The following is a 22,318-nucleotide window of genomic DNA, read 5'->3' as shown; positions in this document are numbered from 1 at the left end:
AACTTCAATCAGTTCATGCGGGGCTCTTTGGCTTTACCTCTTGCCGTACTTCTTGTGGACGGCCTGCTTGCTGACGCCGAGCGCGTGCGCAATCGCCTCCCAGGACAAACCCGCCAGGCGGGCCCGCCGGACCAGGGCCGCCTCTGCCCGCCCGATCTCCCGGTGTAACTCGGCAACTGCCTGCAGGCCATTCACCGGATTGTCGCCGTCCATGGATCCCACCAAAGTCTTCAACCGGTCCACCTCCATTCCGTCAACGTTAGTTGACGAATCGCTTGGCGTCAACGAAGGTTGACGCCCCGGCTAACGCTAGCGACTCGCCGATTCGTCAACCGGTTGACCGATCAGGAATAATAGGTGGGGATCGAGTGTCCGGCGGAGCCGGGCACGGCCGCGAGGCGGCGCAGCAGACCGGCTGAAGGGCCGGCGTCGGACGCCTTACGCCTGGCCATTTCGGACTACCCCTGACATCAAATTTTTTGACATCGCTCTGGAGAAAATATGCAAAGCGCCGGCATGATGGCCCTCTTCCTATCCCGCTCTGAAAGCCTGGCCACAAGCGCCCTGCCCGGAGCCCCGACCATCGTTGAGGAAGCGGCGCCCCGGCCTGCCGCCTGGACCACGTTCAGGGGCCGGACTGCCAGTTTCCTGCACCGCCTGGCCTGGGCTGTCGAGCCCAAGGTGACCGGCGGCCGCTGACCCCTTGGGGCCCCGATGTCACAGAGGGCCGCATCAAAGAACCCGGCCGTCGGCGATACACTCCAGCCATGACCCCTGCGAGTCCAACCCCCGGTACGCACCTTCGGCTTGTTTGGCCCGAGTGGCAAGGTACGGGGACTTCCAGCGTCCGGGCGCTGGCGCCGGAGTTCCCCTTCGATGTTGCCCGCGAGGCCCTGATCGCATGGTTGCGCGGCACAGGGGCTTCCCGGGTCGCCATCGACTGTGATGTCGACACCCTCGATGCGAACGAGTTCATTCCCCGGCAAGTCATCCATCTGCAGCAGATTCTGGCCGGTTTCCCCCTCCTCGGGCAGGGGGTTTCTCCATGATCCGGAAGGCCGTTGCCGGAGACGCTGCCGCCCTGGCTGATCTGGCGGCGGTCACGTTCCCGCTCGCCTGCCCGCCCGGGTCCTCGCCTCAGGACATCAAGCTCCACCTCAAACGGACGCTCAGCGCGGACAAATTCGCCGAGTACCTCGCCGACAGCAAAATCGCCATCCTGGTGCTGGAGCAGGACGGCCGGCTTGACGGGTACACACTGCTCGTCGACCGGCAGTCAACGGACCCCGATGTGCTTCGCGCCCTCGGCGCACATCGGCCCCTTGGGCAGGACGCGAAGCGCTCGGTTGAGCTGAGCAAGTGCTATGTGCACCCGGACCACCACGGACGGGGCGCGGCCTTCACGCTCATGCGGGCCTCCCTGGACTGGGCCGCGGACCAGGGCGCGGCAAGCGTCTGGCTGGGCGTCAATAGCCAGAACGCCAAGGCGATCCGCTTTTACGAGAAGTCGGGATTCGCCAAGGTCGGGATGAAGTCCTTCGCCCTGGGCGCCTCGGTGGAGAGCGACTTTATCCTGGAGTACGCCCTCCCGGCGCAGGGCTGACCACGCCGCCCCTCCGCGGGAAGGAAGCGGACAGCTGCTGCCGCCAGGTCAGCGGGTTCTTCCGGACCACCACGAACACGCCGAGCAACCCGGCCAGCAGCACGACGGCGCCGCCGGCGGCAACTGACCAGCGGGCGCCGAACGTGCTGCCCAGCCAGCCCATGAACGGTGCCCCCAACGCGGTTCCGCCCTGCAGGGTTGCCAGGTAGAGGGCCAGCACCCGGCCCCTGAACTGGGGCTCCACAGAGAGCTGGATGCTCGTATTGCAGCTGTTCAGGAAGGTCAAGGAGGCCAGTCCCACCGGGACCAGCACGGCGGCGTACAGCCAGAACGACGGCGAGACGCTGGCGATCAGTGTAAAGAAGCCCAGGCCCAGCGCCCCGCCCAGCAGGAAACGCAGCCGGGGGCCGGACCGGCGGGCTGCAAGAAGTGCTCCGGCCAGGGTCCCCACAGCCATGATGGAGCCCAGGAGGCCGAATTCGCCCGGCCCCATTCCGAACTCCGCCGTGGACATCAGTGCGTTGGTGACGGGGAAGTTCATGCCGAAGGCACCCAGTATGCCCACCAGGACGAGGATCAGCACCAGGTCAGGGCGCCCACGCACGTAGCGCAGACCCTCAACAACCTGGTGCTTGCCGCGGGTTGCCAGGGTGGCTGACCCGGATGCGCGGATCCGGGCCAGTGAGATGAGGACGGCGGCGAAACTGGCCGCGTTGAGAAGGAAGACGGGGCCGGTGCCCGCCCAGGCGATGAGGACGCCTGCGATCGCCGGACCTGTGAGCCGGGCGGTGTTGAAGGACGCGGAGTTCAGGGACACCGCATTGGCAATGTCGTCCTGTCCCACGAGTTCGGAGACGAAGGCCTGGCGCGCAGGCCCGTCAATCGCGCTGGTCAGGCCGAGGAACAAGGCGGCTGCGTAGACCTGCCACAGCTGCGCCGAACCGGTGACCACCAGGAGGCCAACCGTCAGCCCGCACAGGCCCATGGCCGACTGCGTCCACAGCAGGATCGCACGTTTGGAGTGCCGGTCTGCGAGGACGCCCGCGTACGGGCCAAGCAGGAGCATGGGAAGGAACTGCAGGGCCGTGGTGATGCCGACGGCGGTCCCGGAATGGTCCGTGAGGACGGTCAGCACCAGCCAGTCCTGTGCCACCCGCTGCATCCAGGTGCCGATATTGGACACCAGGGCGCCCCCTGCCCAGAGCCTGTAGTTGGGGTTCCGCAGTGCCCGGAAGGTGGCACTCATCGGGCGATCATCTCCTGCATGATGTGTGCGGCGCGGCTCAGGGTGAGCCGGTCCTCCGGGCTCAGGTTGGCCACGCGCTGGGCCAGCCAGGCTGTCCGCTGGCTGCGCGCTTCTTCTAGCGCAGCCTCCCCGGCAGGGGTGATACTGACCTGGACCTGGCGGCCGTCCGCCGGGTGGGCTGCCCGGGACACAAATCCATGCTCTGCGAGGGCGTTCACGATCCGGGTCATTGACGGCGCCTGCACGTGCTCCCGGTCGGCGAGTTCCCGCGGAGTGTGCGGTCCGCGGCTGTCTAGCTGGGCAAGAACCGAGTACTGGCCCGGAGTGATCACATCGCCGGTGGCCTCTACCCGGAGCCGGCGGGAGGTCTTCATGACTGCGGTCCGAAGGTCGATGGCCAGGGTGTCCGGGCCGATGGGCTCGGTATCTTCCGCGGCTGCTGCTTGGGTCGGTGGCATTTGACGCCTCCTAAAGGTGGTGATTAGCGTCGCTAATTAGCATTGCTAACTATTATTCCGCGAAATTGGCGGCGCGGCAAACGGGGCTGTGGATGCGGCGACTACCCTGTGGCGGACATGAGGCGCCGCATCTGGTCGGTGGCTTCGCTGCCGGGGGCCGGCGTGTAGACCACGAGGTGGAGATCGGGCCGGTCCGACGGCGAGAGCTGATGGTGCTCCAGCTGGAGTACTCCCACCGCCGGGTGGTGGAACAGCCGCTCGCGGGATTCGAAGCCGAGGATGTCGTACCGGTCCCAGCCGGCCCGGAATTCCGGGCTGGCTTCCTGGAGCCGTTCGACCTGGTACCTGATGTCCGGATCGCCGAGGCGCTGCCCGGTTTCGGCGCGGAACTCCGCGAGGAAGCGCTTGCTCGTGACCTCCCAGTCGGGAAGCAGGTCCCGGACGTACGGGTCCGTGAAAACCAGCCACAGGAGATTGCGGTCCGGCGCGGGAACCGTGGCGATGTTGGGGTAGAGCGCCGCGTAAGCCGTGTTCCAGCCTGCCACGCCCCAGTCGGGAAAGAGCGCGAACGCCGGATTTGGATCCAACGCATCCAACAGCCGCTGAACGTGGGCCGGCGCCGTGGCAGCCGCGGGGCTGGCCGGAAGCGATGATGAGTAGCCGCCCAGCGACAGGACATACGCAAGGCCTGTATCCGAAAGGTGCAGGGCGCGGCAGATGGACTCCAGGACCTGCCGGGACGGGCTGATGTCCCTGCCTTGCTCAAGCCACGTGTACCAGGTGACGCTCACGCCAGAGAGGAAGGCGATCTCTTCGCGGCGAAGACCGCGTTCGCGCGTGCGGGCTATGGGCGGCAGGCCGTATTCGGCCCGGACCGCCTGGTCCCTCCGGGCCCTGAGGAAGAGGCCGAGTTCCTTGCGTCGTTCCGAACCTTGCACCGGTAAATACTATTACTCTGGTACTCCTACTACTAGTATCAGGACCGTCTTCCGCTTGCCGGAAGGACCACGCAGGATGGTAACCATGCCTGCACTACGCTCTAAAACAGTCACCCACGGCCGCAACATGGCCGGAGCCCGCGCACTGCTGCGCGCCTCCGGCGTCGCCAACTCGGACATCGGCAAGCCCATCATCGCCGTCGCGAACAGCTTCACCGAATTCGTGCCCGGCCACACCCACCTCGCCCCTGTGGGCCGGATCGTCTCCGACGCGATCCTCGCCGCCGGCGCCGTGCCGCGCGAGTTCAACACCATCGCCGTGGATGACGGCATCGCCATGGGCCACTCCGGCATGCTCTACTCGCTGCCTTCCCGCGATCTGATCGCCGACTCCGTGGAGTACATGGTCAACGCCCACTGTGCCGACGCCCTGGTCTGCATCTCCAACTGCGACAAGATCACCCCCGGCATGCTCATGGCCGCGCTGCGCCTCAACATCCCGGTGGTGTTCGTCTCCGGCGGTCCCATGGAGGCCGGCCGCGTGACCCTGACCGACGGTTCCGTGCGCTCCCTGGACCTGGTGAACGCGATTGCCGACGCAGTGGACGAGTCCATCTCCGACGAGGACATCAACCTCATTGAAGAGAACGCCTGCCCCACCTGCGGTTCCTGCTCGGGTATGTTCACCGCCAACTCCATGAACTGCCTGGCCGAGGCCATCGGACTGGCCCTGCCGGGCAACGGCTCCGTGCTCGCGACCCATACCGCCCGCAAGGCGCTGTACGAGAAGGCCGGCGCCACCGTCGTCGATCTCGTGAAGCGCTATTACGACGGCGACGACGACTCCGTGCTGCCGCGCTCCATCGCCACCGCTGAGGCCTTTGACAACGCCATGGCCCTGGACATCTCCATGGGCGGCTCCACCAACACGATCCTGCACCTGCTGGCCGCGGCCCAGGAGGCCGGCGTGGAGTACGGCCTGGCCGAGATGGACGCCAAGTCCCGCCAGGTGCCCTGCCTGGCCAAAGTGGCCCCGAACGTCGCCAAGGACAAGACCTATTACATGGAGGACGTGCACCGCGCCGGCGGCATCCCCGCCCTGCTGGGTGAGCTGAACCGTGGCGGCCTCCTGCACAAAAACGTCCACTCCGTGCACTCCGCCGATCTGGACGGCTGGCTGGATGACTGGGACATCCGGGGCGGCAAGGCCACCGAGGAAGCGAAGGCGCTGTGGCATGCGGCTCCCGGTGGCGTCCGTTCCTCCACCGCGTTCTCGCAGTCGAACCAGTGGACCTCCCTGGACACCGACGCGGAGGGTGGCTGCATCCGCTCCGTGGAGCACGCCTACTCCAAGGACGGCGGACTGGCCGTACTCCGCGGCAACGTGGCCATCGATGGCGCCGTGGTGAAGACCGCCGGGGTGGACGAATCCATCTGGACCTTCTCAGGGCCGGCCGTCGTGTGCGAGTCCCAGGACGAAGCCGTGGAGAAGATCCTGAACAAGGGCGTCAAGGAAGGCGACGTAGTGGTGATCCGCTACGAAGGTCCGCGCGGCGGGCCGGGCATGCAGGAAATGCTCTACCCGACGTCGTTCCTCAAGGGCCGCGGCCTGGGCAAGAAGTGCGCCCTCATCACGGACGGCCGCTTCTCCGGCGGCACCTCCGGCCTGTCGATCGGGCACATCTCCCCGGAGGCTGCCTCCGGCGGCACTATCGCCCTGGTGGAGGATGGCGACATCATCAGCATCAACATCAGTCAGCGCTCCCTCCAACTGGAGGTGTCCGACGAGGTCCTCGCCGAACGCCGTGAGAAACTGCTGGTCAACGGCGGGTTCAAGCCCAAGGACCGGGAACGCCACGTCTCGGCGGCCCTGCGCGCCTACGCAGCCATGGCTCTGTCGGCGGACAAGGGTGCCGTCCGGGACGTTTCCCTCTTGGAAAACTAACCGGCAAAGATTGCTGAGAGGCCAGGCCCCGTTCGCTCAAGCGGACGGGGCCTGGCCTCTGTGTGTCGAATCCCGGGGTGGGGACTCAGCCTGTCCCGCCCCACAGGGCCTTGCGAAGCAATGCCCGCAATTGGCCGGCTTCATCGTCGGAAAGGGCGGCGAGCTGTTCATGTTCGCAGGCCTCGAGCGCGGCGCGGGCTTTGGTGTGGATCCGGCGGCCTTCCGCCGTCGATACGATGATCTTGGCCCGCCTGTCCTGCTTGCCGGTGGCTCGTTCCACGTGTCCCCGGCGCTCAAGATCGTCCACGAGGCTGACCACCTGGCTGGGGTCGAGGCTCAGGAAGTCGGCCAGTTCCCGCTGGGTCGGTTCCAGTCCGCTGCAGGCGACTGTCAGCACCGAGAAGGACCTTTCCCGTAGCCCGAAATCCCCGAGGGCCCGGTTGTTCAGCGCGGACCCCGCCGCGTGCAGCTTGGCCAGCAGCAGGCCGACGTCGTTGCCGATCGTGGCCGCCGCCAGCCGCGGCGTTCCGACTTTGGTGTCCTGCATAGCCACGCCAACTCCAGTAGTGCTCAAAACAATCATTGGATTTCTCAACAATCCATAATCGCATCGAGTACGGCGGGAGCCCGCTATCTGGGCCGTCCGGAAGTTCGCGGCGCCGCCGTGCTTGCCCGGACCACGAGTTCGGTGGGCACCAGCGTGACGCCAGGTTCGGTGGTGTGGGTGCGGATCTGCTGCAGGACGTTGTCGACGCACCGGTTGCCGACGTCGGCGAAGTTCTGGTGGACCGTGGTGAGCGGGGGAGCGTAGGAGGAGGCCTCGGGAACATCGTCGAAGCCGACCAGGCTGATGTCTCCCGGGACCGATTTCCCTTTTTCGCGGAAGGCCCGGAGCAGGCCCAGGGCCATGTGGTCGTTCGCGGCGAACACGGCGGTGCAGCCGGGTTCATCGGCGAGCCGCAACCCTGCTGTGTAGCCGGAGTCGGCGGACCAGTCGCCGCGGAGCACCGGCGGGACGGGCTTCCCCACGGCCGCGAGGGTGCTGCGCCAGGCGGCGGCCCGGCGCTCGCTGGCGAAAGATTCCTCGGGGCCAGCGACGTGCCAGACCGTCTCGTGCCCGAGGTCCAGCAGGTGCTGGACGGCCTTGCGTGCGCCGTCGGCCTGGTCGGTGTCCACCACGCTGTACTGTTCGCCAGCGTCGGAATCCACGACGACGACCTTCACTCCCGGGGGCAGCGTCACCGTCGCTGCGTCCAGGAGGTGGACCTCCATGATGGCGATGACTGCGTCGACGGCGAGTTCCCCCATCCGGGAGAACGCGCCCTGGATCCCGGCCTGGGTGGGGGCGGTGACCGGGATGAGAGTGATGGCGAAGTCCTGCCGGGCCGCGTGGAGCGCGATGGCCTCCAGGGTGCGCATGTTCCCCAGCGAGGACAGCGAGAACGTGATCACGCCGATGGTCCGGAAGCTGCCGCGCTTAAGCGCCCGGGCCGCGCTGTTGGGCCGGTAGCCCAGCTCGTTCATCGCTGAGATGACCTGGCGCCGTGTGCTGTCGATGACGTCCGGGCTCCCGTTGGACACGCGGGAAACCGTTTGGGACGAGACGCCGGCGAGCTTGGCGACGTCGGCCATGGACACCTGCTGCTTGCGCCGCGGTGCGCCGCCTGCCGCCTGCCGTGCAGGGGACAAATTGTGGACCGGGGGTTGACCGGGTTCGTGCTCCATGTCACCATCGTACCAATCATGTTTGCGCAAACATTCACAAAAGTGCACATAAATGTTTACGCAAACAGAACACTTACCGTCACCCGTCAAGTGACGCAGCCCTACAGAGGACCTTTCATGACAACGACGTCCCCGCAAGTCGCGGCGCCTGCCGGTACGGCCGCCCCGGCAGGCCGCACAAGCCGCCGTGCCAGCCGCCGTTCCTGGGCCGGCTGGTGGTTCATCGGCCCGTTCATGGCCGTGTTCGCCCTGGTTTTCCTGGCCCCGATCGGCTACTCCATCTACCTGAGCGTCTTCCGCAACCAGCTCATCGGCGGAACGGCGTTTGTGGGCCTGGACAACTACGCCCGGGCCTTGGGGGACCCGCAGTTCTGGTCCGCGCTGGGCCGGGTCTCGCTCTTCCTGGCAGTCCAGGTGCCGGTGATGCTTTTCATTGCCCTCGTGGTGGCCCTCGCCCTGGACAGCGGCAGGCTCTACGGAAGATCGTTCTTCCGGATCTCGATCTTCCTGCCCTACGCGGTGCCGGCCGTCGTTGCCACCCTCATGTGGGGCTTCATGTACGGCACCCGCTTCGGCCTGGTGGGCAACATCAACCAGGCCTTCGGCCTCAACCTGCCCAGCCCGCTCTCCTCGGAACTCGTGCTCGCCTCCATCGGAAACATCGTCACCTGGGAGTTCATCGGCTACAACATGCTGATCTTCTACTCCGCGCTGACCGTCATCCCCAAGTCCCTCTACGAGGCCGCCGAGATCGACGGCGCCGGACAGCTGAGGGTCATCACCGCCATCAAGCTGCCGGCGATCCGGGGCGCCATCGTGGTGGCCGCCATTTTCTCCGTGATCGGCAGCTTCCAGCTCTTCAACGAGCCCAGCATCCTCAAGAGCCTCTCACCCAACACCATCTCGACCTACTTCACGCCCAACCTGTACGCCTTCTCCCTGTCGTTCTCGGGGCAGCAGTACAACTACTCCGCCACGGTGGCAATCATCATGGGGCTGATCACCATGGCCATTGCCTATGCCGTCCAGGTCCGCGGCATGCGAAAGGAGGGCTGACCATGAGCGTTCAGACAGCCGCCCGTCCCGGCAATGCCCGAGCAGCCACGTCCCCGGTGAAATTCCGCACCCCGCGCCTTCGCTCCCCGCGGACAGCCGGATCCCGGCGTTCCCGCCGCAGTGTGGCACTGACTCTCCTGATGGGCCTTGTCCTGCTGTACAGCCTGGCTCCGCTGTTCTGGCTCCTGGTCAACGCCACCAAAACCCAGGATGGCCTCCTGAACTCCTTCGGCCTGTGGTTCGACGGTGACTTCGCCCTCTGGGACAACATCGCCCGGACAGCAACGTACGACGGCGGGATCTTCCTTCGCTGGTTCGCCAACACAGTTCTCTACGTCGTGGCCGGGGCCGGGGGAGCCACCTTCCTCGCCGTCCTCGGCGGGTACGCGCTGGCCAAGTTCGATTTCCCCGGCCGGAAAGCCGTGTTCGCCGTCGTCATCGGCGCGGTGGCCATCCCCGGCACGGCCCTCGCCGTTCCCACCTTCCTCATGTTCAGCCAGATGGGCCTCACCAACACCCCTTGGGCGGTGATCATCCCCTCGCTCATCTCGCCCTTCGGCCTCTACCTCATGTGGACCTTCGCCGCCGAGGCCATCCCCACGGAGATCATGGAGTCCGCCCGGATCGACGGCGCCAGCGAGGCACGCACCTTCTTCCAGGTCTGCCTGCCGCTGCTGACCCCGGGCATTGTCACCGTGCTGCTTTTCACCATGGTGGCCACCTGGAACAACTACTTCCTGCCCCTGATCATGCTGAAGAACCCGGACTGGTACCCCCTCACCCTGGGCCTGAACGCCTGGAACGCGCAGGCCGGCACCGCCGGAGGGGAAGCCATCTTCAACCTCGTCATCACCGGATCCCTGCTTACCATCCTGCCGCTGATCGCAGCGTTCCTGCTGCTCCAGCGCTACTGGCAATCCGGCCTTTCCGCCGGAAGCGTCAAAGAATAACGCCCGCCCCATCCTCACCGACAACGCAGTTAGAAGGAAGACATGATCAAGACCCTGACCCGCCGCGGCCTGTTGCAGAGCTCCGCCGTCGCCGCCGCACTCGCCCTCGGGCTCACCGCCTGTGGAGGCGGCGGCAACGCGGCACCGCAGCAGACGGTCAACAGCGACGCCGTCGAATCCGCCCTCCAAAAAGGCGGCAAGCTGACGGTGTGGGCCTGGGACCAGTCGCTGAAGAAGGTTGCCGAAGGCTTCGAAGCCAAGTACCCCAACGTGGACGTCAACCTGGTCAACGCAGGCACCGGCAACGACCAGTACACCGCCCTGCAGAACGCCATCTCCGCCGGCTCCGGCGTGCCGGACATCGCGCAGATCGAGTACTACGCACTCCCGCAGTTTGCCCTCAGCAAGTCACTGGCCGACCTAGGCCAGTTCGGCGCCAAAGACCTCGACGGCACCTTCACCGCCGGTCCGTGGTCCTCGGTGCAGGCGCAGGGCGGCGTCTACGGCCTGCCCTTGGACTCCGGCCCCATGGCCCTGTTCTACAACAAGGAACTGTTCGACAAGTACAGCATCGCAGTGCCCACCACCTGGGATGAGTTCCTCGACGCCGGCCGCAAACTGAAGAAGGCGGACCCCAAGGCCTACATCGCCAACGACACCGGTGACGCCGGGTTCACCACCAGCATGATCTGGCAGGCCGGCGGCAAGCCGTACCAGGTGGACGGCACCAACGTCGGCGTGAACTTCTCCGACGAGGGGTCCGCCAAGTTCGCCGAAACCTGGCAGAAGCTCATCGATGAGGACCTCCTGGCCCCCATCAGCTCCTGGAGCGACGAGTGGTACAAGGGCCTCGGCAACGGAACCATCGCCACCCTGTCCACCGGCGCCTGGATGCCCGGGAACCTTGTCTCCGGCGTCGCCGACGGTGCCGGCAAATGGCGCGTCGCCCCGCTGCCGCAGTGGGAGAAGGGCGCCAACAGCAGCGCCGAAAACGGCGGCAGTTCGCTCGCCATCCCCGCCGCCAGCAGCCAGGCAGCCTTGGCGTACGGCTTCCTGAAGTACTCCAACGTTGAGGAGGGCGTCCAGGCCAGGATCGACGGCGGGGCGTTCCCCGCCACCTCAAAGGACCTCGCGTCCGAGAAATTCCAGAACACCGGGTTCAAGTACTTCGGCGGCCAGAAGGCCAACCAGATCTTCGCCGAATCAGCGAAGAACGTTCCCGCCGGCTGGTCCTACCTGCCGTTCCAGGTCTACGCCAACAGCATCTTCAACGACACCGCCGGCCAGGCCTATGTCTCCGGCACCAAGCTCAAGGACGGCCTGACTGCATGGCAGAAAGCCTCGGTCAAGTACGGCAGCGAACAGGGCTTCACGGTCAAGGAATAAGGGCCCCTAACAACCCACGCATCTCCGCGGACGCGCCAGCCGGCCTGGCGCGTCCGCGGCCACCCCAAGTTTCGCGCCCAAGCTCCGTCGCCGCCCAAGCGCGCCCAAAAAGAGGAACCCCATGACCCACACCACCCGCCACCGCTGGCTGCGCTGGCCGTCCCCGGACACCAAGAGGCTGGCCTTCGGAGCCGACTACAACCCCGAGCAGTGGCCCCGTGAAGTCTGGGCAGAGGACGTGCGGCTCATGAGGGAGGCCGGCGTCAACATCGTTTCCCTTGCCATCTTCTCCTGGGCACGCATCCAGCCTTCGCGGGACAGCTGGGACTTTGCCTGGCTCGACCACATCATCGGCCTGCTGCACGCCAACGGCATCGCCGTGGACCTCGCCACCGCCACCGCCTCCCCGCCGCCGTGGCTCGCGGCCGAACACCCGGAAATCCTTCCGGTCACCCAGAACGGCGAAACCCTCTGGCCGGGCGGCCGGCAGCACTGGCGGCCCACATCGCCAGTGTTCCGCGAGCACGCGCTGACGCTCGTGCGCACCATGGCGGAGCGCTACAAGGACCACCCCGCCGTCTGCGCCTGGCACGTTTCCAACGAGCTCGGCTGCCACAACATCTATGACTATTCCGACGACGCCGCGGCCGCCTTCCGCCGCTGGCTGCAGGACCGCTACGGCACTCTCGAGGAATTGAACACCGCCTGGGGGACCGACTTCTGGTCCCAGCGCTACGCGGACTGGAACCACATCTTCCCCCCGCGGAAGGCGGCATCCTACCCGAACCCCACGCAGCAGCTCGACTTCAAGCGCTTCTCCTCGGACTCGCTGCGGGACTACCTCCGCGCCGAACGCGACGTCCTCAACAGCATCACGCCGGACATCCCCGTCACCACCAACTTCATGGTGATGGGGGAGACGAAGGGGATGGATTACGCCGCCTGGGCCGCCGACGTCGACTTCGTCTCCAACGACCACTACGTGGTCCCGGGCCCGCAGGACCATGACGAACTGTCCTTCTCCGCGAACCTGACCGGCAACATTGCAGGAGGCAACCCCTGGTTCCTCATGGAGCACTCCACCAGCGCCGTCAACTGGCAGCCCGTGAATACGCCCAAGAAGCCCGGGGCCCTCGCCCGGGACTCGCTCACCCATGTGGCCCACGGCGCGGATGCGGTCTGCTTCTTCCAGTGGCGGCAGTCGCGCGCCGGGGCGGAGAAATACCACTCCGCGATGGTCTCGCACGCCGGCAGCAACAGCAGGCTCTTCCGCGACGTTACCGCCCTGGGCCGGACACTCGGTGAACTCGCGGGCATCACCGGCAGCCGGCGCGAGCCGGCGCGGGCCGCGATCCTCTTCGACTGGGATTCCTGGTGGGCCAGCGAGCTGGACTCCCATCCGAGCGACCGGCTCCGCTACCGGCAGGAGGCGCTCGACTGGTATTCGGCGTTCCTGGCCAGCGGCATCCGGGCCGATGTCCTCCCGGTGGCGGCCTCCCTTGAGGGCTACCACCTGGTCATCGCTCCTGTCCTGCACGTGGTGCCGGCGGAACTGCGCTCCAGGCTGACCGCTTTCGTCGAGTCCGGCGGGCACCTTGTCACCACCTACTTCTCCGGCGTCGTGGACCAGAACGACCACGTCTGGCTCGGCGGGTATCCCGGTGCCCTCAGCGATCTCCTGGGGATCCGGGTGGAGGAGTTCGGGCCGCTGGCCCCCGGCGAAGCGGCAACGCTCGACGACGGGTCAACCGGAACGCTGTGGGCGGACTCCGTTGCCACCACCTCAGATGACACGAAGGTCCTGCGCCGGTTCACCTCCGGTGACCACGCAGGAGAACCGGCGGTGACCCGGCGCAGCGTGGGCAGCGGGTCCGCCGGCTATGTGGCCACGCGGCTCGGGCCCGACGGCCTGGTCCCGGTCCTGCGGGAATTCGCGGACCTGGCCGGCGTCGAGTCCGAATTGCCCGCGGACTTGCGTGGCGCCGTCGAACTCGCCGTCCGCACGGGGGAAGACGGGCGCTTCCTCTTCCTGATCAACCGAACCGACCACGCCGTCGATATCTCGGCGGTGCCCGGAGCCGTGCTCGCGGGCACGGGACCGTCCGAAGGTACCGCCAAACTCGCCGCCCGCGGCGTGGCCGTCCTCAAAAGCCCCAAGTAATCGCACCGAAGGGAATTCAATGACGAACAGATCCAGGCGGCCCTGGGCCGTGGCCGCGGCAGGTGTCACCGCCGCGGTCTTCTCCGCAGGGCTCGTGGCGGGACCCGCTTCCGCCGCGCCCGGCACCGATGAACCCGTGCCTGCCGGCGCCGTGACCGTGCGGCCGGACCCCTCCTACCAGGGCGAGGCCTTCGAAGGATGGGGCACCAGCCTGGCCTGGTTCGCCAACGCCACCGGCGGCTATCCGGAGGAGATCCGCGGCAAACTTGCGGACATGATCTTCGGCGACCAGGGGCTGAACCTCAACATCGCCCGCTACAACATCGGCGGCGGCAACGCCCCCGACGTGAAGGACTACCTCCGGGCCGGGGGTGCCGTCGAAGGCTGGTGGAAGGCCCCCGCCGGGACCACCCGCGCGGACAAGGACTGGTGGGATCCGGCGAACCCGGCCGACTGGAACCTCGACGCCGACCAGACGCAGCGCTGGTGGGTGGACCGGATCAAGAAAGACATCACGCACTGGGAAGCCTTCAGCAACTCCCCGCCGTGGTTCCAGACGGTCAGCGGCTACGTTTCGGGCGGCTTCAACTCCTCCCAGGACCAGCTGCGGACCGAAAGCGTCGACGACTTCTCCTCCTATCTGGTGGGCGTCGTCAAGGAGCTCGAAAAAGCCCACGGCATCAAGATCGACACTATCGATCCCCTGAACGAACCGAACACGCCGTATTGGGGAACCAACCTAAATGCGGCGGGCCAGCCGGCCGGCGGGCGGCAGGAAGGCGCCCACATCGGCCCCGAACTGCAGCAGAAGGTGGTCCAGTCGCTGGCCAAGGCACTGGCCGGTGCCAACACCGGCGCCGTTATCAGCGCGATGGACGAGACCAACCCCTCGACCTTTGCCAGTAACTGGAACAGCTACTCCGCCGCCGCCAAGGCCAGCGTGGGGCAGCTCAACGTCCACACGTACGGCACCGGGCAGCGGACGGCCGTCCGGGACATCGCCAAGGGAGAAGACAAGCCGCTCTGGATGAGCGAAACAGGCGGCTCATGGCTGGACGGGCAGAACTTCACCAGCATGCAGCCCGGTCTTGGACTGGCCCAGCACATGGTGGACGACCTCCGTGAGCTCGAGCCGGAGGCCTGGGTATTCTGGCAGCCCGTTGAGGACTACAACAACATGAAGCCCGGCGGCGAAAGCGCCATCGGCTCCAACTGGGGCGAGATCCAGCTGCCCTTCAACTGCACTGCGGAGGACACCCTCCAAAGCTGCCCGATCTACACGAACACCAAGTTCAACACCGCCAGGAACTTCACGCACTACATCAAGCCCGGGGACCGCCTGGTCAAGGTGAACGACACGAACAGCGCGGCCGCAGTCTCCGACTCCGGAGCCACTGTGGTGCACGTGAACGACAGCAAGCAGCAGCGCCAGGTTGCCCTGGACCTGTCCGGGTTCGGTGCAATCCAGGGGAATGCCACCGTCACTCCGGTGACCAGCGACGCCTCGGGCGCGCTGGTGAAGGGTGAGCCTGTCGCCGTCGGCAAGGACAGCACCGCGGTCCTCGCGGTACCGGCAGAGTCGGTCACAACGTTCCTCGTCGGCGGTGTGCACGGCGTGGCCAAGGACGCCGCCGTGATTCAGGCGGACCACGTTTACAGCCTCCGGGGCGTCGAGAGCGGCAAGGCCCTCACCTCGGGAGCGGGCAGCGCCGCCGTCATCCGCGCCGCCGCCGGCGCCGACCAGCAGTGGAACATCCGCCGCCTCAGCGGCGGGGACAGCAGCCGTGCCCGCTACGCGATTGAAACGGCCGATGGCGGGCGGCAGCTCGCCGTCGTCGACGGAACCCCGCAGCTGGTTCCGGCGGAGGCAACGCCTGCTGACGCTTCCCAGTGGACGATGTCCACCACCGGCGACGGCACCTACACGTTCGTCAATGCGGCAACCGGCCGGCTCCTCGAGGTGGGCGGTCACGCCACTGCGGACGGGTCCCCGGTGACCCTGTGGACCGCCAACTCGGGTGAGAACCAGCGCTGGCGCGTCGTCGACGAAACGGTCCAGGGGTTCCAGAATGTCGCAGCCTTCACGGTGCCCGGGACCGCTCCGCAGCTGCCCGCCACGGTGGTCCCCGTTTACCGTGACGGAGCCAGAGGTGAACTGCCGGTGACCTGGGCGATGCCGCCGGACAGCCGGTGGAGCAAGCCGGGAACCGTTGACGTCCGCGGAACGGCGACCGACATCCTGGGCGTCACTCATCCGGTGACGGCCAAGGTCACCGTCGACACGCTGGTGGCGACGCTTCCGTCGAGGGCCAAGACCTACGCCGGCGGAACGCCCGCGCTGCCTGCCACCGTGACAGCGGTGACCGCCGGCGGCAGCAAGGTGGAGCGGCCGGTTGTCTGGGATGCGGCCGGACCGTTCACCCAGACCGGCGTGGCCATGGTTTCTGGCACCGCCGACGCCGCCGACGGGCGGACGCTGCCCGCCACAGTTCGCGTGCAGGTCACGGCGGGAACGGCCGACAACGTGGCCGATGACCCCGGAACCGCATTCAGTGCGACATTCACCGAGCCGGGTTACGGCACGGCGGGACTGGGCAACGGCAACCTTACCGACAAGGCCTGGTCCAACTGGAAATCGGGCACCAAGAACACCACCGACACCCTGTCCGTGGCGCTGGCCAGCCAGAAGACGGTGACGGGTGTGAAGGTCCACTTCTACCGTGACGGCTCCACCGACAGCTACGCCCAAAGCCTCCAGGTGCAGACCAAGGCGGCCGACGGCACGTGGAAGAACGCGGGCGCCGCGGTCCAGGTCCCCGGCGGCAGCCCGGCCCCGGTGGTCACGGTTCCGGTTGCCGGCGTGGACACCAAGGACGTGCGCGTGGTGCTCACCGCCCGGCCGAACACCCACATGACGGTCAGCGAAGTGCAGGTGCTGGCACAGGCCCCAGGCAAGTCCGCCGACGCCGCCGCGGCCGGCATCTCCGTCAACGGCCAGCCGCTGGCCGGCTTCGACCCGGGCGTCACCTCCTACCGGGCCGCGGTCCAGGGGCCGCGCCAGGAAATCACGGCCACCGCGGCAGACCCCTACGCCACGGTGACTGTGACGCAGGCGGACACGCAGTCCGGAACCGCCGTGGTGACGGTACGCAGTGAAGACGGAAGCCAGACCCGGACATACGAGGTCGTTTTCGGCAAGTAGGAAGCTGGGTTCCGTCGTGGCTATTTCGCGACGGAACCCAGCCCCGTTGTCCCAAATCCGGTGGGGTCCGCGAGGAACCGGGCGAATCCCAGCTCCGCCGCGCCGATCATCATCAGGTTGGAGCCGAGTGCCGCGGGGTGCACCTTGGCCTGGGCGGCGGGGCCGTCCATCGCCTGGGACAGCAAGAGGTCGTCGAGGGCGGACGGCGCGAACGCGTAGAGGACCCCCAGGAAACCGTCGAGGATGATCACCTCAGGGTTGAAGGTGTTGATGGCGTTCCGCAGCGCGATGGCCAGGTAGCCCAGTTGCCGGGATATTTCCTCTGCGACGGCGGGGCTGCCTGACGCCCGGAGGGCCTGTTCCAGCTGGGGTGTGTCGCCGCCGCTGAGGCCAAGGAGCTCGAAGAGCCGTACTTGGGACACCTCGGTTTCCAGACAGCCTGTGGCGCCGCAGTGGCACTGTTCGCCGGCTGTGCGGACGAACGTGTGGCCCAGTTCGCCGGCGTAGCCGGAGGCGCCGCGGAGCAGCATGCCGTTGGAAATGATCCCGCCGCCGATGCCGCTGGCTCCGCCGTTGAGGTACACGAGGTTGTCCCGTCCGGCGCCGGCCCCGAAGATCAGCTCTGCCTCGGCCGCCAGTGAGGCATCGTTGGCGGCCTGGCAGGCGTAGCCAGTGGCCTCGCTCAGCATCAGGGCAACAGGCTCGTCCCGCCAGCCCAGGTGCGGTGCGTGGCGGACAGTCCCGTCGTCGGGGTTCACGAGGCCGGGCACCGCCACTCCGATGCCGGTGATCCGGTAGGAGTGCTCCAGTTCCGTGCGCATGCCCTCGATCACGGCAGCAGCGATATTGACCGCTTCCCGTGCCGTGGGAATCCGTTCGGTGGCGAACCGGATTTTCTTCTGGACAATGCCGCCGAGGTTGACCAGCCCGATGGTCACCGCGTCGATCTCCGGGTAGACAGCGAGCGCCGCAATGGAAGGGCTCGGACGCACCTCGGGGCTCGGCCTGCCCACCTGCGCTTCGCCGGTGGGTGCGGTCTCATACACGAGGCCGAGCGCCGCCAGCTGGCCGATCAGGGTTCCGACCGTTGACCTGTTGAGCCCGGTCCTTTTCGTCAGCTGCGCACGGCTGAGGACACGGTGGTGGTGGACCAGGGACGTGATCAGTGCCAGGTTGTTCCGCCGGGAGGGGTCCAGCTCGCTGGGCGGGGCGGTCGGGGCGGCCCGTTGGCGAGGGGAAGGCATCATCGGAACGATATCAGCTGCCGAAGACCTTGGTATCGAGGAAGCTGTTGCGGAACTTTCCCTCCGGATCGAGGCGACCCGAGAGGGCCTTAAAGTCGGCGAAGCGCGGGTAAAGCGGCGCGAGGCGGGAGGCGCCGCCGTCGAACAGCTTGCCCCAATGCGGACGTGCGCCGAACGGCGCCAGCTCGGCCTCGATCACCGGGAGCACTGCCTCGACAGCGGGCTGGTCCTGCCGCCAGGTGAGGTGCAGGCCGATGCAGTCGGTTCCGTAGTTGGGGCTCAGCCAGAGACTGTCCGCGGCCATGGTGCGGATTTCCGAGACCAGCAGCAGCGGAGTCACCAGAGGGGACAGCCGGCGCATCGCCTGGATGGCGTCTACCGCGTGTTCGCGGGGTATCAGATACTCGCTCTGCAGCTCGTCGCCCTTGCTCGGAGTAAATTCCATCCGGAAGTGGGCCAGCCTGTCCGACCACGGGCCCGGGACGCCGAACTGCTGCGTACACGTGGTTCCGGGGACGCCGGCGATCGGATGCCGGGCTTCGGTTGCCGGGAGGCCGCCGTAGAAACTGGCGCGTTCCGCTGCTGCTGCCGCCTCCGTCCGGGACTTGAGCCAGGCCTGGCCGATCCGGTCCCCGCTCCAGTCAGTAAAAAGGCTGACACTGTACGCCGCAGAGGTGACGCCGTCGAAATTCTCCAGCACCCGGTCCCAGTCCAGGTCCTCGAACACTGTCTGCGCCACCGTGAATGCGGGCTCGATGTCCAGTGTCAGGCTGCTGACTACGCCCAGGGCGCCCAGGTTCACCACCATTCCGTCAAAGTCGGCGTCGCCGCGGCGGGTGGTGAGAATCCCGCCGTCGGCCGTCACCAGTTCAAGACCGGCGACGGCGGTGGCCAGGTTGCCGTTGCGGTCGCCCGATCCGTGGGTGGCGGTGGCGACGGCTCCGGCCACGGAGATGTGGGGGAGGGAGGCCAGGTTGTGCAGCGCGTAGCCCTGCCGCTGCAGCTCCGCCGCGAGCGTCCCGTAGCGGGTGCCGCCGCTCACGGTCACCGTCATGTTGGCGGCGTCCACCTCGATGGCGGGCGCGAGGTGCTCCAGCGAGACCAGGACGCCGTCAGTGTCGGCGACGCGGTTGAAGGAGTGCCGCGAACCGAGCGCGCGAAGCCGGGAAGCGCCGGCCACCAGGTCCTGAAGCTCCGGCACTGTGGCCGGTTCCCGCACCCCGGCGGCGGAGTACCTGAGGTTGCCGGCCCAGTTGTACTCCTCGGTGTGCAGCTCAGTTCCCGCTCCGCTAACCATTGCCAGCCCTTCGTTTGGTGTTTTAGAGAACATAACATCCGATTGGGCTACTCGGGTAGGGGTTTTCCGGGTCCCTCTCTCGGCGTTGAGTCTTGAAAAAATGGTTGACAGTCCGAAAAAAGCGAATATGTTTGTTTGTGGAACATTTTACGGATCTTTCCCCCTTGGGGATTTTCTCGAGGGACAGGTCCCCTCCAAACCAAACGGGAGCACTCAATGGCGATTCAGCCCACGCGTGATGACAAGTTTTCCTTCGGCCTGTGGACCATCGGCTGGGAGGCGCAGGACCAGTTCGGTTCCGCGACCCGCCCGCCGCTGGACACTGTGGAGGCCATCAACCGGCTCAGTGACCTGGGCGCCTACGGCATCACCTTCCACGACAACGACCTGTTCCCCTTCGGCTGCTCCGCGGCTGACCGGCAGCGGGAGATCGACCGTCTGACCGGTGCGCTGAAGGCCACCGGCATGGTGGTGCCCATGGTCACCACCAACCTGTTCAGCCACCCCGTATTCAAGGACGGCGGCTTCACCAGCAACGACCGCGGCGTGCGCCGTTTTGCGCTGCGCAAGGTCCTGGAGAACATCGACCTCGCCGCCGAACTGGGTGCCGAGACATTCGTGATGTGGGGCGGGCGGGAAGGCAGCGAGTACGACGCAGCCAAGGACATCCGCGGTGCCCTCGAGCGCTACCGCGAGGCCGTGAACCTGCTGGGCGACTACGTGACGGACAAGGGCTACAACATCCGCTTCGCGATCGAACCCAAGCCCAACGAACCGCGCGGCGATATCCTGCTGCCCACCCTTGGCCATGCCCTGGCCTTCATCGAGACGCTGGAACGCCCGGAGCTTGTGGGCATCAACCCCGAAACCGGCCACGAGCAGATGGCCGGGCTGAACTTCACCCACGGCATCGCCCAGGCGCTCTACCAGGGCAAGCTTTTCCACATCGATCTCAACGGCCAGCGCAGCATCAAGTTCGACCAGGACCTCGTCTTCGGCCACGGCGACCTGCAGAACGCCTTCTCGCTCGTTGACCTGCTCGAGAACGGGGGCCCGCAGGGCGGCCCCGCGTACCACGGCCCCCGCCACTTCGACTACAAGCCCAGCCGCACGGAGGACATCAACGGCGTCTGGGACTCCGCAGCCGCGAACATGCAGACCTACCTGCTCCTCAAGGAACGCGCCAAGGCCTTCCGTTCCGACCCCGAGGTGCAGGCTGCCCTGGAGGCGTCGCGGGTCTCCGAGATCAACGTTCCCACCCTCAACCCGGGCGAAGGCTACGAGCAGCTCCTCGCCGACAGGTCCGCGTACGAGGATTTCGACGCCGACGCCTACTTCGGCGGCAAGGGCTTCGGTTTCGTGAAGCTCCAGCAGCTGTTCATCGAGCACCTGCTCGGCGCCCGCTGATAGCGTGACCGCTATGTCCCTGGTTGCCGGGGTCGATTCCTCGACCCAAAGCTGCAAGGTTGTGGTGCTGGATGCGGAGACCGGCGCCCTGGTCCGGGAGGGCCGCGCCGGCCATCCGGACGGCACCGAAGTCCACCCGGACCACTGGTGGCGGGCGCTTTCCGTGGCGCTCGACGACGCCGGCGGGCTCGCGGGGGTCAGCGCGCTTTCCGTGGGCGGCCAGCAGCACGGCATGGTGCTGCTGGACCGGGACGGCAACGTCTTGCGGCCGGTCCTGCTCTGGAACGACACCCGCTCGGCGGACGCCGCCGCGGCCCTGATCGACGAAGTGGGCGCGGAGGATTATGCGAAGCGGACAGGCCTGGTGCCCGTGGCCTCCTTCACGGTCACCAAGGTCCGCTGGGTCCGCGACCATGAGCCGGACATTGCCAGCCGGGTGGCCGCCGTCGTCCTTCCCCATGACTGGCTGACCTGGCGTCTGCGGGGTTACGGCCCAACCGGTGCCAGCCCGCTGGGGCCCGACCTGGGGCAGCTCACCACGGACCGTTCCGACGCCAGTGGCACGGGCTACTGGAATCCTTCGACGGGCGGGTATGACCTGGAGCTGTTCGGTCTGGCTTTCGGCAGGGATGCCCTTGAAGCTGGGTCCGGTACTTCCGGTGATGCCGTGGTTCTGCCCCGGGTCCTGGAACCCGGTGCTTCGCCGGGTTCCGTCCACCCTGACATCGCGGGGGAGTCTGTTCTGCTTGGGGCCGGGGCGGGGGACAACGCCGCGGCGGCACTGGGCCTGGGGGCCAGGGCGGGAGACGTCGTCGTGTCCGTGGGCACCAGCGGGACGGTGTTCGCCGTTTCCGATGAGCCTCTTGGCGACCCGAGCGGAACCGTCGCGGGCTTCGCGGATGCGAGCGGCCTGTTCCTGCCGATTGCCGTGACCCTGAATGCTGCGCGGGTGCTGACGTCGGTCGCCGGACTTCTGGGCGTGGACTTCGACGAGCTGTCCCGGCTGGCGCTGGAGGCCGAACCGGGGGCGGGCGGCGTGGTGCTGGTCCCGTACTTTGAGGGTGAGCGGACGCCCAATCTGCCGCACGCCACCGCCAGCTTCTCCGGGCTGACCATTGCCTCGACCACGCGCAGCAACATTGCCCGGGCCGCCGTCGAAGGGATGCTGTGCGGACTGGCCGGCGGACTCGACGCGCTCCGCGGCCTGGGCCACCCGGCCGAGCGGCTTCTGCTGATCGGCGGTGCTGTGCAGAACCCCGCCGTCCAGCGGATTGCCGCCCAGGTTTTCGACCTGCCCGTGGTGGTTCCGAGCCCCGGCGAGTACGTGGCCCGGGGAGCTGCCGTGCAGGCGGCCTGGGCGCTGACGGGGGAGCGGCCGGACTGGAGGGTGGCGCTGGACAGTGCGCCCGAGCCCGGCTTCCGGCCCTCCATTGCGGAACAGTACAGGGTGGAGCAGTCCAAGGTGGCGCAGCACGCGGGCTGAGTCCGTCGAAACCGCGGGTTGAGCCTGCCGAAACCGGAGCCTGTCGAAACCGGAGCCTGTCGAAACCTGCGGCGCCTCTGCACGCCGACGGGCCCAACTGGGTACCAGATCAGGGCGTTCTCACCGCTGGGAACGCCCTGATCTGCGACGCAGTTTTTCGTCCTCGGGTGGATCCAAAAAACTTTTTTGGATCCACCCGCCTCGGGCGTCCGATGGG

At 67.1% G+C, this 22,318-nt stretch carries 19 protein-coding genes; 11 read left to right on the top strand and 8 right to left on the bottom strand.

Annotation, left to right across the window (positions count from 1 at the left end):
• Positions 1–33: 33 nt before the first annotated feature.
• Positions 34–249 (bottom strand): AsnC family protein, encoded by a 216-nt coding sequence (locus ACFQ50_RS19175; protein ID WP_190605760.1) that lies wholly within the window; start codon positions 247–249, stop codon positions 34–36.
• Positions 250–501: 252 nt separating this feature from the next.
• Between ACFQ50_RS19175 and ACFQ50_RS19170 the strand changes: the two genes are divergently transcribed.
• The 3 genes from ACFQ50_RS19170 (at position 502) to ACFQ50_RS19160 (ending at position 1,603) form a co-directional block, all read left to right on the top strand.
• Complete coding sequence (locus ACFQ50_RS19170; protein ID WP_377997224.1) at positions 502–699, top strand: hypothetical protein; 198 nt, start codon at positions 502–504, stop codon at positions 697–699.
• A gap of 68 nt (positions 700–767) precedes the next feature.
• Entirely contained in the window at positions 768–1,049 is a 282-nt protein-coding gene (locus tag ACFQ50_RS19165; protein ID WP_377997223.1) for a hypothetical protein, read from the top strand.
• Positions 1,046–1,603: a GNAT family N-acetyltransferase gene (locus ACFQ50_RS19160; RefSeq protein WP_377997222.1), complete on the top strand. Its 558-nt coding sequence runs from the start codon at positions 1,046–1,048 to the stop codon at positions 1,601–1,603. The genes ACFQ50_RS19165 and ACFQ50_RS19160 overlap by 4 nt, the downstream gene beginning before the upstream one ends.
• Here the strand turns inward: ACFQ50_RS19160 and ACFQ50_RS19155 are convergent.
• The 3 genes from ACFQ50_RS19155 to ACFQ50_RS19145 form a co-directional block, all read right to left on the bottom strand.
• Positions 1,569–2,849 (bottom strand): MFS transporter, encoded by a 1,281-nt coding sequence (locus ACFQ50_RS19155; RefSeq protein ID WP_377997221.1) that lies wholly within the window; start codon positions 2,847–2,849, stop codon positions 1,569–1,571. The two genes, ACFQ50_RS19160 and ACFQ50_RS19155, sit on opposite strands and share 35 nt — an antisense overlap.
• Positions 2,846–3,307, bottom strand: coding sequence for a MarR family winged helix-turn-helix transcriptional regulator (locus tag ACFQ50_RS19150; RefSeq protein ID WP_377997220.1), 462 nt, complete (start codon positions 3,305–3,307; stop codon positions 2,846–2,848). Before ACFQ50_RS19150 ends, ACFQ50_RS19155 begins: the two co-directional genes overlap by 4 nt.
• Before the next feature lie 101 nt (positions 3,308–3,408).
• Positions 3,409–4,245 (bottom strand): helix-turn-helix transcriptional regulator, encoded by an 837-nt coding sequence (locus ACFQ50_RS19145; protein ID WP_377997219.1) that lies wholly within the window; start codon positions 4,243–4,245, stop codon positions 3,409–3,411.
• Positions 4,246–4,330: 85 nt separating this feature from the next.
• Here ACFQ50_RS19145 and ilvD point away from each other — a divergent pair, with 85 nt between their 5' ends.
• Positions 4,331–6,190, top strand: a complete 1,860-nt coding sequence (gene ilvD, locus ACFQ50_RS19140) for a dihydroxy-acid dehydratase (protein ID WP_377997218.1) — start codon at positions 4,331–4,333, stop codon at positions 6,188–6,190.
• 85 nt (positions 6,191–6,275) lie between these two features.
• Here ilvD and ACFQ50_RS19135 read toward each other — a convergent pair whose 3' ends face one another.
• Positions 6,276–6,737 (bottom strand): MarR family winged helix-turn-helix transcriptional regulator, encoded by a 462-nt coding sequence (locus ACFQ50_RS19135; protein WP_377997233.1) that lies wholly within the window; start codon positions 6,735–6,737, stop codon positions 6,276–6,278.
• A gap of 83 nt (positions 6,738–6,820) precedes the next feature.
• Positions 6,821–7,915, bottom strand: a complete 1,095-nt coding sequence (locus ACFQ50_RS19130; protein ID WP_377997217.1) for a LacI family DNA-binding transcriptional regulator — start codon at positions 7,913–7,915, stop codon at positions 6,821–6,823.
• Positions 7,916–8,032: 117 nt separating this feature from the next.
• Between ACFQ50_RS19130 and ACFQ50_RS19125 the strand changes: the two genes are divergently transcribed.
• From ACFQ50_RS19125 to ACFQ50_RS19105, 5 genes are all read left to right on the top strand, one after another.
• Complete coding sequence (locus tag ACFQ50_RS19125; RefSeq protein ID WP_377997216.1) at positions 8,033–8,971, top strand: carbohydrate ABC transporter permease; 939 nt, start codon at positions 8,033–8,035, stop codon at positions 8,969–8,971.
• Positions 8,972–8,973: 2 nt separating this feature from the next.
• A complete protein-coding gene (locus tag ACFQ50_RS19120; protein ID WP_377997215.1) occupies positions 8,974–9,921 on the top strand; it encodes a carbohydrate ABC transporter permease in 948 nt (315 codons plus the stop codon).
• Between the two features lie 42 nt (positions 9,922–9,963).
• A complete protein-coding gene (locus ACFQ50_RS19115; RefSeq protein ID WP_377997214.1) occupies positions 9,964–11,307 on the top strand; it encodes an ABC transporter substrate-binding protein in 1,344 nt (447 codons plus the stop codon).
• A gap of 121 nt (positions 11,308–11,428) precedes the next feature.
• Positions 11,429–13,468 (top strand): beta-galactosidase, encoded by a 2,040-nt coding sequence (locus ACFQ50_RS19110; RefSeq protein ID WP_377997213.1) that lies wholly within the window; start codon positions 11,429–11,431, stop codon positions 13,466–13,468.
• Between the two features lie 19 nt (positions 13,469–13,487).
• A complete protein-coding gene (locus ACFQ50_RS19105) occupies positions 13,488–16,670 on the top strand; it encodes an Ig-like domain-containing protein (protein WP_377997212.1) in 3,183 nt (1,060 codons plus the stop codon).
• A 20-nt stretch (positions 16,671–16,690) separates the two neighbouring features.
• Here ACFQ50_RS19105 and ACFQ50_RS19100 read toward each other — a convergent pair whose 3' ends face one another.
• Together ACFQ50_RS19100 and ACFQ50_RS19095 are read right to left on the bottom strand one after the other, a co-directional pair.
• A complete protein-coding gene (locus ACFQ50_RS19100; protein ID WP_377997211.1) occupies positions 16,691–17,914 on the bottom strand; it encodes an ROK family protein in 1,224 nt (407 codons plus the stop codon).
• 13 nt (positions 17,915–17,927) lie between these two features.
• Positions 17,928–19,211, bottom strand: a complete 1,284-nt coding sequence (locus tag ACFQ50_RS19095) for an FAD-binding protein (protein ID WP_377997210.1) — start codon at positions 19,209–19,211, stop codon at positions 17,928–17,930.
• A 216-nt stretch (positions 19,212–19,427) separates the two neighbouring features.
• Here ACFQ50_RS19095 and xylA point away from each other — a divergent pair, with 216 nt between their 5' ends.
• Positions 19,428–20,618 (top strand): xylose isomerase, encoded by a 1,191-nt coding sequence (gene xylA, locus ACFQ50_RS19090; RefSeq protein WP_377997209.1) that lies wholly within the window; start codon positions 19,428–19,430, stop codon positions 20,616–20,618.
• Between the two features lie 13 nt (positions 20,619–20,631).
• Positions 20,632–22,101 (top strand): xylulokinase, encoded by a 1,470-nt coding sequence (gene xylB, locus ACFQ50_RS19085; RefSeq protein ID WP_377997208.1) that lies wholly within the window; start codon positions 20,632–20,634, stop codon positions 22,099–22,101.
• The last annotated feature ends 217 nt before the right edge of the window (positions 22,102–22,318 follow it).

The sequence above is a fragment of the Arthrobacter sp. NPDC056493 genome (assembly GCF_042795115.1).
Taxonomy (GTDB): Bacteria; Actinomycetota; Actinomycetes; order Actinomycetales; family Micrococcaceae; genus Arthrobacter.
This window is presented reverse-complemented; position numbering and strand designations above follow the sequence as displayed.

Coding starts and splice junctions, on each gene's coding strand:
- ACFQ50_RS19095 (WP_377997210.1), bottom strand. CDS start 19,211: ATGGTTAGCGGAGCGGGAACTGAGCTGCACACCGAGGAGTACAACTGG.
- ACFQ50_RS19175 (WP_190605760.1), bottom strand. CDS start 249: ATGGAGGTGGACCGGTTGAAGACTTTGGTGGGATCCATGGACGGCGAC.
- ACFQ50_RS19100 (WP_377997211.1), bottom strand. CDS start 17,914: ATGCCTTCCCCTCGCCAACGGGCCGCCCCGACCGCCCCGCCCAGCGAG.
- ACFQ50_RS19160 (WP_377997222.1), top strand. CDS start 1,046: ATGATCCGGAAGGCCGTTGCCGGAGACGCTGCCGCCCTGGCTGATCTG.
- ACFQ50_RS19150 (WP_377997220.1), bottom strand. CDS start 3,307: ATGCCACCGACCCAAGCAGCAGCCGCGGAAGATACCGAGCCCATCGGC.
- ACFQ50_RS19120 (WP_377997215.1), top strand. CDS start 8,974: ATGAGCGTTCAGACAGCCGCCCGTCCCGGCAATGCCCGAGCAGCCACG.
- ACFQ50_RS19130 (WP_377997217.1), bottom strand. CDS start 7,915: ATGGAGCACGAACCCGGTCAACCCCCGGTCCACAATTTGTCCCCTGCA.
- ACFQ50_RS19105 (WP_377997212.1), top strand. CDS start 13,488: ATGACGAACAGATCCAGGCGGCCCTGGGCCGTGGCCGCGGCAGGTGTC.
- ACFQ50_RS19165 (WP_377997223.1), top strand. CDS start 768: ATGACCCCTGCGAGTCCAACCCCCGGTACGCACCTTCGGCTTGTTTGG.
- ACFQ50_RS19135 (WP_377997233.1), bottom strand. CDS start 6,737: ATGCAGGACACCAAAGTCGGAACGCCGCGGCTGGCGGCGGCCACGATC.
- ACFQ50_RS19110 (WP_377997213.1), top strand. CDS start 11,429: ATGACCCACACCACCCGCCACCGCTGGCTGCGCTGGCCGTCCCCGGAC.
- xylA (WP_377997209.1), top strand. CDS start 19,428: ATGGCGATTCAGCCCACGCGTGATGACAAGTTTTCCTTCGGCCTGTGG.
- xylB (WP_377997208.1), top strand. CDS start 20,632: ATGTCCCTGGTTGCCGGGGTCGATTCCTCGACCCAAAGCTGCAAGGTT.
- ACFQ50_RS19115 (WP_377997214.1), top strand. CDS start 9,964: ATGATCAAGACCCTGACCCGCCGCGGCCTGTTGCAGAGCTCCGCCGTC.
- ACFQ50_RS19155 (WP_377997221.1), bottom strand. CDS start 2,849: ATGAGTGCCACCTTCCGGGCACTGCGGAACCCCAACTACAGGCTCTGG.
- ilvD (WP_377997218.1), top strand. CDS start 4,331: ATGCCTGCACTACGCTCTAAAACAGTCACCCACGGCCGCAACATGGCC.
- ACFQ50_RS19170 (WP_377997224.1), top strand. CDS start 502: ATGCAAAGCGCCGGCATGATGGCCCTCTTCCTATCCCGCTCTGAAAGC.
- ACFQ50_RS19125 (WP_377997216.1), top strand. CDS start 8,033: ATGACAACGACGTCCCCGCAAGTCGCGGCGCCTGCCGGTACGGCCGCC.